The sequence below is a fragment of the Streptomyces sp. NPDC043680 genome (assembly GCF_056436685.1).
The window spans coordinates 1-13,559 of record NZ_JBWKCE010000016.1; the positions used below are offsets into that span (position 1 = coordinate 1).

14 protein-coding genes are annotated in these 13,559 nt (G+C 72.2%); 2 read left to right on the top strand and 12 right to left on the bottom strand.

The genetic code is table 11. The features are described from left to right. The 11 genes from AC0666_RS25890 to AC0666_RS25940 all read right to left on the bottom strand — a co-directional run. Positions 1-911, bottom strand: a 911-nt coding sequence (locus AC0666_RS25890) for an AMP-binding protein (protein ID WP_478708381.1), incomplete at its 3' end; no start/stop codon positions are given. 87 nt (positions 912-998) lie between these two features. After that, positions 999-2,102, bottom strand: a complete 1,104-nt coding sequence (locus AC0666_RS25895) for a zinc-binding dehydrogenase (RefSeq protein WP_361719964.1) — start codon at positions 2,100-2,102, stop codon at positions 999-1,001. Then, a complete protein-coding gene (locus AC0666_RS25900) occupies positions 2,099-2,911 on the bottom strand; it encodes a phytanoyl-CoA dioxygenase family protein (protein WP_468971921.1) in 813 nt (270 codons plus the stop codon). The genes AC0666_RS25895 and AC0666_RS25900 overlap by 4 nt, the downstream gene beginning before the upstream one ends. A 29-nt stretch (positions 2,912-2,940) precedes the next feature. Next, positions 2,941-3,759: a 2OG-Fe(II)-dependent halogenase WelO5 family protein gene (locus tag AC0666_RS25905; RefSeq protein WP_468971923.1), complete on the bottom strand. Its 819-nt coding sequence runs from the start codon at positions 3,757-3,759 to the stop codon at positions 2,941-2,943. Then, positions 3,752-3,970, bottom strand: coding sequence for an MbtH family protein (locus AC0666_RS25910; protein WP_356848767.1), 219 nt, complete (start codon positions 3,968-3,970; stop codon positions 3,752-3,754). Before AC0666_RS25910 ends, AC0666_RS25905 begins: the two co-directional genes overlap by 8 nt. Then, a complete protein-coding gene (locus AC0666_RS25915) occupies positions 3,963-6,086 on the bottom strand; it encodes a SidA/IucD/PvdA family monooxygenase (RefSeq protein ID WP_478708382.1) in 2,124 nt (707 codons plus the stop codon). The genes AC0666_RS25910 and AC0666_RS25915 overlap by 8 nt, the downstream gene beginning before the upstream one ends. A 191-nt stretch (positions 6,087-6,277) precedes the next feature. Continuing rightward, positions 6,278-7,390 carry a DUF6421 family protein gene (locus AC0666_RS25920; protein WP_468971927.1) on the bottom strand — a complete coding sequence of 371 codons (1,113 nt, stop codon included), beginning with the start codon at positions 7,388-7,390 and terminating at the stop codon, positions 6,278-6,280. Positions 7,391-7,495: 105 nt separating this feature from the next. Then, positions 7,496-8,614, bottom strand: a complete 1,119-nt coding sequence (locus tag AC0666_RS25925) for a winged helix-turn-helix transcriptional regulator (protein WP_468971928.1) — start codon at positions 8,612-8,614, stop codon at positions 7,496-7,498. 91 nt (positions 8,615-8,705) lie between these two features. Next, positions 8,706-8,999, bottom strand: a complete 294-nt coding sequence (locus AC0666_RS25930) for a hypothetical protein (protein ID WP_356848761.1) — start codon at positions 8,997-8,999, stop codon at positions 8,706-8,708. A 32-nt stretch (positions 9,000-9,031) separates the two neighbouring features. Beyond that, positions 9,032-9,226: a hypothetical protein gene (locus AC0666_RS25935; RefSeq protein ID WP_468971930.1), complete on the bottom strand. Its 195-nt coding sequence runs from the start codon at positions 9,224-9,226 to the stop codon at positions 9,032-9,034. A gap of 319 nt (positions 9,227-9,545) precedes the next feature. Beyond that, the gene (locus tag AC0666_RS25940; RefSeq protein ID WP_468971932.1) at positions 9,546-10,814 is read right to left on the bottom strand and encodes a cation:proton antiporter; all 1,269 of its coding nucleotides are present in this window, start codon (positions 10,812-10,814) and stop codon (positions 9,546-9,548) included. Between the two features lie 247 nt (positions 10,815-11,061). Between AC0666_RS25940 and AC0666_RS25945 the strand changes: the two genes are divergently transcribed. Together AC0666_RS25945 and AC0666_RS25950 are read left to right on the top strand one after the other, a co-directional pair. Continuing rightward, the gene (locus AC0666_RS25945; RefSeq protein WP_468971934.1) at positions 11,062-12,393 is read left to right on the top strand and encodes an immunoglobulin domain-containing protein; all 1,332 of its coding nucleotides are present in this window, start codon (positions 11,062-11,064) and stop codon (positions 12,391-12,393) included. Continuing rightward, complete coding sequence (locus tag AC0666_RS25950) at positions 12,390-13,049, top strand: hypothetical protein (RefSeq protein WP_468971936.1); 660 nt, start codon at positions 12,390-12,392, stop codon at positions 13,047-13,049. Before AC0666_RS25945 ends, AC0666_RS25950 begins: the two co-directional genes overlap by 4 nt. Here AC0666_RS25950 and AC0666_RS25955 read toward each other — a convergent pair. After that, the gene (locus tag AC0666_RS25955) at positions 13,043-13,501 is read right to left on the bottom strand and encodes an Lrp/AsnC family transcriptional regulator (protein WP_361719930.1); all 459 of its coding nucleotides are present in this window, start codon (positions 13,499-13,501) and stop codon (positions 13,043-13,045) included. The two genes, AC0666_RS25950 and AC0666_RS25955, sit on opposite strands and share 7 nt — an antisense overlap. Positions 13,502-13,559 lie beyond the last annotated feature (58 nt).

Consider the following 13,559-nt stretch of genomic DNA (forward strand, 5'->3'; position numbering starts at 1 on the left):
GGCAACAACACCGCCACCACCGACTCCGCACCCACCCCCCGCGCCCGAAGCGACCACGCCACCCGATCCGCCCGCCCCGCCAACTCCCGGTAGGAGTAGGTCCGTTCGCTGTCAACGACCGCGGGTTCCTCGCCCCACCGGGCGACGCCCTCCTCGAACCAGCCGGCCGGGGATCCGGGGCGGACCTGCGCGTCGGGCCCGGTGGCGATCAGCCCGGCCGCCTCGCCGGGCAGGAGCAGGCCCAACTCGGCGAAGGACGTGTCGGGTTCGCGTACGGCCCGGGTGAGGACGCGGGCGAGCCGGTCGCAGAGGTTCTGGGCGCCGGTGCGGGTGAGCGCTGCGACCGGGTAGGTCAGCTCGACGCGCAGGGAGGATTCGGTCCGCAGGCTGAACCACAGTTCACCGGGCCGTACGGGTGGCCGGCCGACGGCGGCGCCGACCCGCAGCAGGGGCCGTCCGGGGGTGCCGCGCAACGCGTTGACGGCGTCCTCCACCTCCCGGTGGGGGACGCCGTCGTGGGCGTGCGCAGCCTCCTCCTCGGCGCGTACCGCCGCGACCAGCGGCCGCAGGGCCGCCTCGACGCCGCCGCTGATCCGCAGCACCCGTACCTGCGCGGGGTCGTCCTGTGCGGTGGTGCCCACCGGCAGGTCGGTGCCTGCCCGCAGGGCGAGCAGCAGCCCCGCCACCGCGGCGGTGAAGACGGTGCCGGTACCGGCCGCGGCGCCGACGGCGAGCCGGGCCATCGGGCCGGCCAGCCGGGGGTCGAGCCGGCAGCGCACGCCGGCGGTGCGTCCGGTGCCGTCGGCCGCGCCTAGGCCGGGCAGGTCGAGGGTGTCGGGGAGCTCGGCCAGGGCCTGGTTCCGCGAGGCGGAAAGGCGCGGCTGGGTCGGTTGGGTCGGCTGGGTCGCCATGGTGTGGCTTCTCTCGTTCCGGGCCGCGGCACCGCGGCCACAGGGGTGGGCTGCGTGGGGGTGTGCGGGCCGGTGCGCGGGGCCGGCTCAGCTGACGAGCACGGCCTTCATCACGGTCCCGGCGGCGATGTCCGCCAGGGCCTGCGCGTTGTCCTCCAGGGCGTACGGGGTGACCAGCCGGGCCAGGTCGAAGCGGGCGGTCAGCGCGGGCAGCAGGGACACGTACTCGACGAGGTGGGCGCCGGTGAAGGCCCAGGAGCCGACCACGTCGAGCTGCCGGTACACGATCTGGTGCGGGTTGACCGTCGTGTCGCCGCTGTCGGTGTACTGGCCGACGACAAGGTACGAACCGCCGCGCCGGGCGAGCCGCAGTCCCTGGTCGATGGCGCCGGGCGCGCCGGTGGCCTCGATGACCAGGTCGGCGCCGCGGCCGCCGGTGAGGTCGAGCACCTCGGCGAGGGCGGCGCCCGGGTCCTCGGCCTCCACCACGTTGACGTGGTGGTCGCCGATGCCGGCCGCGGCGGCCGCCGACAGCCGGGCCGCCGGACCGCCGGCCAGGACGACCCGGCCGGCCCCGGCGAGCTGGGCCAGCGCGGCGGCGGCCAGTCCGACGGGCCCGCTGCCTTGGACGACGACGGTTTCGCCGAGACGCACGGGGCGTCGTTCGAAGAGGGCGTGGACCATGGTCGGTCCGGCGCAGGCGAAGGCCATGGCGGCGAGCGGGTCGATGCCTTCGGGCATCTTGACGACGGTGGTGCCGGGCCGCAGGGCGATGTACTCCGCCCAGGAGCCGGACAGGCCGGGCTCCTGGTCCACGGGGCGGTTGACCCCGTAGGTGCGCCGCTGCTCGCACAGGGTGGGTTCGCGGTGGATCCGGCAGGGCACGCAGGTGCCGCAGGCGATGGAGGAAGCCCACATCACCTGGTCGCCGACGCGCAGCGGGCTGCCGTGCACGTCGGTGCCGCCGCGGGCCCCGACCTCGTGGACCGTGCCGAGCCCCTCGTGGCCGAGGACCAGCGGGGTGGGCACCTCCAGATGGCCCTGCTGGAGGTGGAGGTCGGTGCCGCAGACCCCGCCGTAGCGGCTCGCGACGACCAGGCCGCCGGCGGGAGCGGGCGGGACCGGCAGCTTGCGCAGTTCCAGGGGCTCGCCGAACTCGGCGAGGACGACGGCTCGTGCGACGGCGCTCACACCATCACCTCCAGCTCCGCGATCAGGTCGTGGTCCACGGTTTCCAGTGGTGCGGTGTCCCGGCCGACGACGTACTCGGGGCGCGGCTCGCCCACCGGGCGGGGCACGTTGGCCACGTCGTTGTACGTGACGATGAGCAGTCGGCGGGGGAAGGGGGCCATGTTCGGTGCGGAGCCGTGCACGATCTCCGGGTCGAACAGGACGACGGTGCCGGCTGCGCCCTTGGCGCTGAACAGGCCGTGGCGGTCGACGAGCCCGGTCATCTCGCCGGGGGTGAGGGCGATGTCCTCGGGGTCGACGTGCTGTTCGGAGGCGGCTTCGCCCTCGGCGCGGCCCTTCTTGACGAGGCCGTCGCGGTGGGAGCCGGGGCAGAAGATGACCGGCCCGTTGAACTCGTCGATGTCGTCGAAGAAGACGCCGACGTTGACCAGGCGGGGTTCGGCCAGGTTGTCGGCCATCTGCCAGGCGGCGAAGTCCTGGTGCCAGGACCAGCCCGACCCGGAGAACGGCGCCTTCGCATTGATCTTGAACTGGTAGATGTAGGCCTCGGAGTCGAGGAGTTGGCGCACCGGGCCGAGGATCCGCGGGGAGCGGACGAGTCCGGCGAACTCGGGCTGGCGCAGGTGGGAGGCGTAGACGGCACGGACCTCGGCGCTGTCGCGTTCGACGACGCGCTGGTCGCCGGGGACGGCGCTGTCGCGGATGAAGGCGGCCCGCAGGGCGTCGACCTCCTCCTCGCCGAACAGCCGGTCGAGGATCAGAAAGCCTTGGCTCCGGTAGGTCCGTATCTGCTCGTGACTGAGCTGCATGTGATCACTCTGCTCATGGACGGGGTCGGTCAGGACCAGATTTCGAGCGGACCGCGGCCGGTCACGCCCAGGAAGAACGAGAGGCTGACCCGCCGGCCCGCACCGCCGATCGCGTTGACCGCGTGCAGGTTGCGCGAGTCGAACAGGACGGCGTCGCCCGCACGGGGGGCCACTTCCGCCACCGGCTCGCCCTCGACCACCTTCTCGTCGTAGCCGTAGCCGTCCCGGTGGATCTCGTCGGCGGGCCGCCAGCGGCGCCGGTAGACCCGGGTCTCCCCGCCCGACTCGGGCATGGAGAGGTACCAGTTCAGGGTGAGGAAGCTGGCGGGGGTCTCGTCGAGGATCCCGGGGAACTCCCGCACGATCTCGTCGAAGTGCAGCTTCGCTCCGCTGGGGATCTCCCTGATCATGCCCGCGAAGAGGTCGCGTCCGCGGGACCGGGCGGGCACCACGGCACCGCCCCAGGCGCGCGCGACCCGGCCGACGGCCAGGTCCAGCGGGTCGCCGCCGTGGTGCAGCCGGCCGCGCAGCCGGACCGCCTCCTCGGCGATCCGCCAGTACTCGTCGGTGAGGGTGTGCGCACCGTAGAAGTCGTACGCGGCCGGCCCGATCTTGGCGATGGGCGGGAAGATGAGGTTCTCGTCGTACGCGCCGAACTCCCGGTGGTCCAGCCCTTCCATGATCGCGGCGCACTCCTCCGGCGTGGAGAAGCCACGGATCCGCACGGCACCCAGGGTGCCGACCGCGAGGCGCAGGATGTGGTCACGGGTCAGCTCGTCGACGGTCTCGGCATCGAAGAGGGTGAAGATCGGGGACGCATTGGTGCTGACGTCGAGCAGGTCAGGCATCGTGCTCCTCCATGAACCGGCGCAGGCTCAGCGGGCGCATGTCCGTCCACAGCTCCTCGATGCGGCCGAGGCAGGCCTCCTTGGGAGCGGGGTCGCCGACGGCCTCCCAGCCGGGCGGCACCTCGCGGCCGGCCCGCCACACCGAGTACTGCTCCTCGTGGTTGCGGACGACGAAGTACAGCTCGGCGGCGGTCAGGGTCTCGTTACTCATGGACGCCTCCAACGGCGATCGGGAAGAGGGTGCTGGGGCCGGCGCTGCCGGCGGCGAGGTCGCGGGGGTCGTCCTCGGTGATCAGGCTGAGCCCGACCGCGTACTCGATGAAGTCGCGCTCGCCGCGCTCGGTCGAGCGGGCCAGGGCCAGGGCCGCGGCCCGGCGGTCGTCCTCGTCGCGGTCCTGGGAGAGCTTGAACCGGCCGACCATCTCGTCGATCTCCAGCTCGAAGCCGACGATGCCGCCGATGAGCCGGCCGATCCGCGGGTCGTCCGCGCGCAGCCGGTTGTCCGTCTGGGAGTGCTCGGCGATCCCGATCAGCCCGCGCACCAGCTCGCCCTGGTCCTCCACCACCCGCACCCGGCCGCGGACGTGCACGGACATGGAGTTCCAGGTGGGCAGCGGGTCACTGGCGAAGACCGCGGGCGGCATGTACGCGTTGGGTCCGTGGAAGACCGCCAGCATGCGCCGGCCGTCCAGCAGGGCCGCGTGCTCGTTGGCCCGGTCGAGGTGCCCGAAGAGCACGCCCTTGGATCCGCGTGACGGGTCGAGGACCAGCGGGAGGTGGGTGGCGAACGGCTCGTCGCCGGAGCGTGCGGAGATCAGGGTGGCGAAGCGGTAGCGCTCCATGAGGGCCTGGAGCTTGTCCTGGTCGTGCTCCAGGTACCAGTGGGGCGGGTAGGCGGCGCTCGCCGTGCGGGCCGTGGCGCCGCCGCCCGCGGTGCCTGCGGCCGCGCGGCCGGCGAGGACCGGGCAGCCACCGGTGACGGGGGTCGGGAGCCGGTCGGCGATCCCGTCCGCGATCTCCTTCGACCGGAACGGCAGCAGCGAGAGCAGGGTGTCGCCCAGTCCGAACTGGGACTCGCCGAAGCCCTGGAGGTACAGACCGGCGCGCAGTTCCGGCCGGGTCCGGGCCCGGTAGTCGCGGGTGAGGGAGACGTCGACGCCGTTCTCCTCCAGGACCAGGTACGGCAGGACCTCCCCGAAGACGGCCGGGTCCAGGGTGCGGTCGTAGCCGGTGGCCAGCACCACGCCGTCGCAGGCGAGCTGCTCGTCGGGGCGTCCGTCGAGCCGGGCCCCGAGTGTGGCGAGCAGCCCGTCGCCGTCCTCGTGGACGGCCGCGAGCCGGGAGAAGGAGTGGATGTGCAGCCGCCTGCGGCCCTTGACCTCGTCCAGGTAGTCCGTCTGGAAGAGCCGCTCCAGCAGGTCCTCGCGGACCACGCCGTAGTTGGCGTCGCGCAGCTGCCCGGCGACGACCGACCGCCGGCCCGGCTCCATCCGGTAGAAGGAGTCCGCGCTGGAGGAGTAGAACTGCTCGTTCACGAAAGGGCTGTTGTCGGTGGGCTGCAGGGTGTAGCCGGAGACGGCCAGGTGCACCTCGGCCCGGTCGTAGTGGGTCAGCAGGTACTCGGCGATCTCCCCCGCGCTCTGGCCGCCGCCGGCGACCAGGAAGCGCAGCGACTGGTCGTGGTCCTTGAACTGGGCGGGGAAGCGGGTGAGGAACTCCCCGGAGTGGACGACGGTGGGCGCCTTCGCGATGTCGGCCGGCTGCCGCACGGGCCGGCCGCCGCCCGCATGGACCACGTTGCGGGCCCACACGCTGGTGCGCAGTCCGGTGGCCACGTCCTCGGTCTCCACCCGGAACAGCGTCAGGTCCTCGCTGCCGCCCGGGGCGCTCTCGGGTGTGACCCGCAGGACCTGGGTGCCGAAGCGCACCTGGTCGGTGAAGTCGCGGGCCACCCACTTGAGGTAGTCGTCGTACTCGATGCGCGTGGGCCGGAACTCGTCGAGGTTGACGAACCGTTCCAGGCGGCCCTTCGCCTTGGTGTACTGGAGGAACGAATAGGGGCTGGCCGGATTGCGCAGGGACACCAGGTCCTTGAGGAAGGAGATCTGCATCCTCGCCCCGTCGATGAGCATGCCGGGGTGCCATTCCACTCCCGGCCGGCGCTCGACGTAGAGGCAGGAGACCGGCAGTTCCTGTTCCCGCACGCACACGGCGAGGGCCAGGTTGGACGGCCCGAATCCGATGCCCACCAGGTCGTACGGTACGTCGGCGGCCGAACCCAGCGGGGATGGCCCGTGGTTTCCGGTCGTCTCGCCATCGCTTCTCACGAAAACTCCTCCAGGGGTTCTTTCCGTCGGTGCCAGTGGTGCACCTCGTGGGGCGGGCTCGGCAGCTGGGTGCGTTCGGCCTTGCGGCCGCGAAGCGCGGGGTTCCCGGGCGATGTCCCGAGGATGCCGCACCGCCGGACGGGGGCGATCGACTGTCCTGCACGGTCGAACGCCCGGCCGACCGCGGTCCGTCAGACGCCGAGCCGCGCCTTGACGTCCGCGAAGTAGGGGATGTGCCGGTAGTCCTTCGCCACGGAGTCGTAGTCCGTGTACGCGTGCGTGAACTCCAGCAGGCGCGCCTTGACCGCCTCGACGGGCTCCCGGTGGATCCTGCTCTCGATGGACTCGATCCGGGAGAGGAAGTCGCGCAGTACGTCGGGGAGGGCGGGGGTGAGCCGGATCCGGCCGTCGTGCAGGCCGATCCCGCCGTGGCCCTCCAGGAAGTTGAAGAGCAGCTGAGAGGCGACGGCGTCGTAGTTGGGGCGGGGTATGCCCTCTACCGCGTATCGCAGCAGCCGCTCGGCCAGGATGAACTCGTACGCTGCCAGAGCCTGTTCGCGCGGGAGGTCCTTGTCGTGCAGGCAGGCGAGCATGCCCGACACGTCCACCCGCAGCTCTTCCAGGCCGGCCAGCGCCTTCATCTTCTTCGCCGGCAGGAATTCCGGGATGGGCATGTCGCCCTGGCGGTGGTGGTACTCGTGCAGGCGCACCCACCAGGACGAGGCCTGCTCGATCTTCGCGTCGGGGGCGCCCTGGATCAGCGGGAAGCTGCCGGGCGCCATCACCTCGTCGATCAGCAGCCGCGTGACCTTGTTGTGGCGGGTCACGAACTTGTCGATGAAGTAGAAGATGAGGTCCTCGGGCTGCTGGATGCCGTCGAGGTGGTTCTCGGGGAAGAGCGCGACGACCACGCGGGAGCCGAAGCCGGCCGTCTTCCCCGTGATGTTGACGGGCATGGTGTTGCTGGCGTAGCGCTCGGCCAGATACGGGTCCGTCGGCAGGGTGTCGTAGGTGAGATAGTCGAGAGTCAGGCGCGGGAAGTACGAGGCGTCGAAGAGCGAGAACACGTGCCGGTCGCGGCGGTTGTTGATGTGGGCCTTGGTGGCGTCGAGGCGGCTGCCGGGCCGGAAGACGTCCAGGTCGTCCAGGAAGGCCTGGACGGCGGGCAGCCGGCGCAGCACGCGGCTGGAGCCGATCCGGCGGGAGAGCTCCTTGAGCTCGGTCTCCTCGCGCAGGAACTGTCGTTCGGGGAGGCTCGTGCGGATCTTTTCGACCTCCGCGAACACCTCGGTCATGTCAGCCATGGAATGCCCTTCCGGGAGGGTTGTGGCGGGTACGGCGGATCGCCCCCCGGGAGGGGGTGCGGCACTGCGTGCGGGCGGCGGCGGGCCGGGGGCGGACGCCGGGCGTCAGCAGGCGGTGCGGTGGCGCTCTTCCAGTGCGGCGGCGAACTCGGACCAGGCGTACGCGTACTCGCGGGCCAGCGTGGCGACCGAGTCGATGTTGTGGGACGGCACGCGCTGCGCGATCTCGGGGCAGGCGGCGACGCCGCGGTGGCACCCGTCCAGCCAGCGCAGCAGCCGGCGGCCGATGTTGTTGTAGCGCAGGGAGGGGTCCTTGGTGAGGGCCGCGATGATGGCCGCGGGGTTGGCCGGGGCCTCCTCCCGCTCCGGCTCGGGGCGCAGCCGCGCGGGGGGCGCGGCGTCGAGGTCGGGCTCCTCCTCCGGCTGGACGGGGCGGCGCCGCGGCACCGGCTCCTCGCCCGCCTGGACCCGCTTGCGGACGTCGTGGACGGTGGACGGGGAGACCCCGACCTGCTGGGCGATCTCGCGGATCGAGGCGCCGGGATCCCGCATGAGCAGCTCGTAGACCTTCATGCGGCCGCTCGATCCGTCCACGGGCCGGACCCGGCCGTCCTTGCCCACCCGCATGCCGGCCGAGGCACCGGCGGGGGCGGCCCGGGAGCTGCGGATCCTGCCTATGGTCCCGGCCGAGAGCCCGGTCAGGGAGGCGATCATCCGGTTCGACCAGTGCGGGTGGCTCGTGACCAGCCGGGCGGCGGCGGCCGTGCACTCGCTGCGGGAGAGGACCAGGCCGCGGCCGCGCACCGTGTTGAGGCGGACCGCGAGGACGAAGGCGTCGGCGGCGCTGCCGTCGACCATGCGGGCGGCGATCTGCTCGCGGCCCGCAAGGGCGGCGGCCCGCACCCGGTGCCGGCCGTCCACGACGCGCATGGTCGGGCGGTGCACGACGATCGGCGGCAGGGTGTCGGCCGCGGAGGCCAGGTTCCGGCAGTGGTCCTCGTTGGTGCCGCCGGTCCGGGGGGAGCCCGACAGGCGCAGGGCACGCAGGGGGACCGCGACCACGGGGAGGTGGTCCAGGTGCAGGGCCTCCGGGCCGAGGACGTCGAGCGGCGTGCCGGCGTCGGCGCCGACCGTGTCGGCGGGCGCGGAGACCGCGGTGTCGGTGAGGGTCTGGGTGAGGAGGTCGGTGGGACCGGGTTCGGTCAGGGAAAGAGAGGTGCTCACGTGTTCCTCCGGGCGATTCCGCCGCGGTGCCGTCTGCGCGAGGAGAGAGGAAAGGGAAATTCCGCGGAATTGCGCGGCACCATCGGCGCTTTCACCGCTCGGATCGCCGCACGGCACAGGATTCGATCGAACAACCCGCGAGGACGGGAGTCGCCATCATCGTGTGCCAGCACAGGGCGAGCGCGGATTGCGCTACCTCGCCCTCGTCCTTTCCCTTCATGAACAGGACTGCGGAGAAGCCGGTGGTCGACGACACGACTCGTACGTGTTCGAGTCCGTCCGCTTCTCGGGTGTGTGCCCAGAACGCGTCGGTCAGCACAGCTGCGTCCATGTGCTGATCAGCCCTTTCAGGGCCCGCGTTGACTACGACAACGGCCGCGTACATGGGGCATCCTTCGGTCGCCGTCGCGGTGACGGTCAGCCCCAGCCGAATCCGTCGCCGTCGGCGTTGGTAGAGGTGACGGTGGTGCCGAGATCGGCTACGGCCACCGTTTCGGACGTCTCCTCGGTGCGGGGGAATGCGCCGGCCGAACCCGCGGCAGGAACGACGACACTGGCGATGACGGAAATACCGATGAGGGTCCGGGCCATGAGGAGAGAGGCGTTCTTCACAGTAATCCTTCCAAGGGGCCGCCCCGCGAAAATTGTCCGCGGTTTGTCCGGCGAGGTGGGGGGCGTTCCTGCGTATGGAAGAAGAATGGCCTGCGGAAAATGCCGTGTCAGTACCGGTCGCGTTGCACCAACAGGCCAGGCACCTTGGAGCCGTGCCCCGGGCGCGGCGGCCGCCCGTTGGCCTCGTCAATCGCCGTCGTGTCCCCATGCGGCCATGCAGCAACCTGCCATGCCCTCCTCAAGCCGTTCTCAAGCGGACCGCGAGGACGCCGGAGCCGCCCCGGGCGGCCGTCGCCGGGGGCGGCTCCTGGGGCGCGGGTCAGCGCAGCCAGACGCCCCGCTCGTGGTCGCGGCCGGACGGGCCGGTACTGTGGGGCAACTCCTGCCCGTAGCAGAGGCGTTCGAGCAGCGGGCCGGTCATGAGCGTGGTCACCAGAGCCATGACCACCATCGCGGTGAAGAGCCGGCTGTCCAACACCCCCAGCCCGAGGCCCACGTTCAAGATGACCAGTTCGGTCAGCCCGCGGGCGTTGAGCAGGACACCGAGGGCGACCGACTCGCGCCCCGGGACCCCCGACAGGCGGGCCGCGGAGGCGGCTCCCGCGAACTTGCCCACACAGGCCACCACGATCACCGCGACGACCATGAGCATGCCGCGTTCGCCCAGGCCCCGGAGGTCCACCGACAGCCCGGTGACGGTGAAGAAGACCGGCAGCAGGAAGAGACTGGTCTGCTCGATGCGCTCGGCGACCTCGGGGGCGTGCCCTTCGACCCGGTCCCGCGGTACCACGGCGCCGAACGCGAAGGCACCGAAGACGGCGTGCAGCCCGATGGCATTGGTTGCCCACCCGGACAGGAGCAGGCCGGTGACCAGGATGGCGTGGACGAGGGAGCTGCCGGCGGTACGGCGCCGTCCGGGAGCCAACAGCCTGCGCAGCCCGGGTCGCACCACGTAGACGAGGAACAGGAGGAAGAGGGCCGACTCCAGCACCATCCGCACCAGCGGCCACGGACCGCTCGCGGTGGCGATCACGACGATCACGGCCAGCACGCACCAGGCGAGGAAGTCCTCGATGGCGGCACAGGCGAGGGCCATGGCCCCCACGCGGCCGCGCTGCATGCCCTGTTCGGCGATGATCCGGGCGAGCACCGGGAAGGCGGTGATGGACATCGCCGCCCCGAGGAAGAGCGCCGGCGCGAGCACTCCCTCGGTGCGCAGCTGCGAGGTGTCGTACCAGGGATAGAGGGACACGGCCAGCCCTGCGCCCAGCACGAAGGGCAGCGCGACGGAGCTGAGGGACACCACCGTGACCTGCCGTCCGCTCCCCCGGAGCCGGGCCACGTCGAACTGGTAGCCCACCCCGAACATGAAGAGTACGAGGCCGAGTTGGGCGAGCGCCTGCAGGAGCGGCCGCGTGTCCGCCGGGAACAGCAGGTCCGCGGGACGGCCGGGGAGGAGGCCCAGCAGGCTGGGTCCCAGGGCGAGGCCGGCGATGATCTCCCCCATCACCGCGGGCTGTCGGAGGCGTTTGGCGAGCCGGGCGAAGACGAAGGCGAGGGCGAGGATCAGGGCCAGACCCGCGAGCATGCTCCCTGTCACTGCATCGGGAGGCCGTGCAGCGATCACATGGGGTTCCAAGACGGTCGACCCTCCCCGTTCGGCGGCTGTCGATGGCGGAACGACGGTCCGGCGCCGAGGCCGTCCCGTCCACGGTGTACCCGCAGACCGGTGGCACCGCGAGGGGCGGTCCGGCCAAAGCCGGAGGAGAATGGGAAGCAGCTCACGGAGGGTCATGCTTCCCCTTGCCCGATCGGTCGGCCGTGCGCTGACAGCGGTGCTCCTGAGCACGGTGGTCGCGTGGGGCACGCCCGTAGCCGCTCTTCCTGCCGGCCCGCCGGTCCCGGTCCTGGCAGCGAGGTACCTCACGCTCGACCCCACCCAGGGACCGCCCGGCAGCAGGGTGACGGTCCACGGCAACGGATTCACCAACTGCCGTGCGCAGCCGAGCGACGACGCCGCCGAGCCGGAGCCCGGCGAGATCAGCGTCGCCTGGCCGGGCAGCGACGACCCCAGCGTCACGAGGCCCAAGGCCAACGGTGAATTCGAGACCACCGTCATGGTTCCGTCCTATGCCACTCCCCGCTCGGACCCCTATCGGGTCACCGCCCTCTGCACGGACAACCGGAAGCTCAGGGCGGCCGCCGACTTCACGGTCACGCCCCCGGTCACGTCCCCGGTCGGGCCGCCGGACCTGGGGCTGGACCCGACCGTGGGTCCCGTGCGGACGCCGGTCACGGTGACCGGCACCGGGTTCGAGGGCTGTACCGCAGACGGCGGCCAGGGCGGCACGGTCACGCTGAAGTGGGACGACAGCCCGCTCCTGCCCGACCCGCCGGCGGACATCACGGCGGACGGCGGCGCGTTCACGGCCGTGGTCACCGTGCCGCCCGATGCGGAGGCCGGTGAGTACACGGTCACGGCGACCTGCGCGGAGGGCGAGCAGGTGTCCGCCGAGGAGCGCTTCGAAGTGACCGGCGCCGGGCCCTCGCCACTTCCGGGAGTGCCGGACGTGCAGGTGGCTCCCGCCTCGGCTCAGGTCGGCGGGGCGTCCCTCACCGTGTCCGGTTCGGGATTCAACTGTCCGCAGGTGGAAGTCCTGTGGGACGGAGAGCGGCGCGACACGGTCGAGCCCGGCGGGGACGGGACCTTCCGGACCACGCTGGACGTGCCCTCGGATGCGGGTGAGGGCGCGTACGCGGTACGCGGCCAGTGCGCGGCGGACCGGGCCGTGGGCGACGAGGCCGCATTCACCGTCACCGGCATCCTTCCCGGCCCCACGACTCCGACTCCGACTCCGACTCCGAGCGTGTCCTCGGCCACTCCCAGCCCGAATCCCACCCCCGACGGCCACGTCCCCCTCGGCCTGATCGTCGGCTCCTGCATGCTCGGCGCGGCCGTGCTGGCCGCCGCGGCGTACGTGTTCGTCACCCACCGCCCCCGCGGGCCGCGCTGGGTCCACCAGCACGTCGACTACCGGCCGGGCGCCGCCCCCGTGGCGACGGACGTGGCCGAGCCCTCCGGCACCGGCGGCGGCCCGCCGACCCGTTCCGTACGGCTGGAACCGCACCCGGATCCGGGTGACCAGACCCTGGAGGAGGGCTCATGACCACGGCTCCCGTCATCGAGCCCCTCACCGTCCGGGCCCTGCTGCTCGGCGCCGAGGGGCAGGCCCCCGAAGCGCTCGCCGACGCCCTGCACGCCCACCGCGCGGTGGCGGGCGCCCTCCCGGGCGTACCCGGCCTGACCTCCGGGGCGGACCGGGCCGTGGAGCGCGAGCTGGCCAACGTCGTCAACGGCTTCCTGGACCTCGACCTCGTCTCCCTGGTGGCGTCCGGCTGGTCCAAGTACCAGGCCCTCAAGGAGGCCGCGCGCCGCACGCGCCGGTATCCCGGCAGCGAGGAGGTCGTCGCGACCGCCACCCACAGCATCACCTCCGCCCACCACCCGTCGGTGGACCTCCTCGTGGACGGCGCCAGGGCTGCCACCGTCGGCGTGGACCTCACCGTGCACTTCCGGATCTCCGGGCTCGTCGCGGCCGTCCGCGACGGCCTGTTGGTCGCCGTCCACAGCGGGCAGTGCGCGGTGGAGGCCGAGCTCGCGGTGCGGGACGCCGTGGTCGCCTCCCGCGAGGGGCGGCTGGACCTCCCCGCCACGCTCCGTCTGCGCGAGCCGATCGACCTGCTGCCGCCCCGGCCGCCCGTCCCGCCCACGGCGCCGGCCGCGCCCCTCCCCCCGCCCCCGCCGCTCCCGCCGGCTCACTGAGGGCGCGGGTAGACCCTGGACTGCTTCACACTGCCGAAGGCGAAGCTCGACTCGATCGACGCGATGCCCGGAATGGCGTGGATCCGGTGCCGCACCAGGGCCTCGTAGGCCTCCAGGCTTTCGATCACGACGCGCAGCAGATAGTCGCTGCTGCCCGCCATCAGGTAGCAGTCCTGGATGTGCTCGATGACCGCGACGTGCTCCTCGAAGATCCGGACCGCCTCCGCGGTGTGGCGTTCCAGCCGTATCCGGACGAACACGGTGATCGGGAGGCCGAAGGCGACCTGGTCGACCATGGCGGTGTAACCGCGGATCAGGCCGGCCTCCTCCAGGCGCCGCACCCGGCGCAGACAGGGTGACGGGGACAGCCTGACCCGGTCGGCCAGTTCCTGGTTGGACAGCCGTCCGTCGGCCTGCAACTCCCGGATGATCTGCAGGTCAACCGCGTCCATACCCACTCCGCACACCTCGTTCTTGGCAGATTCTGCCCCCACGCTATGCCTGGAAGGC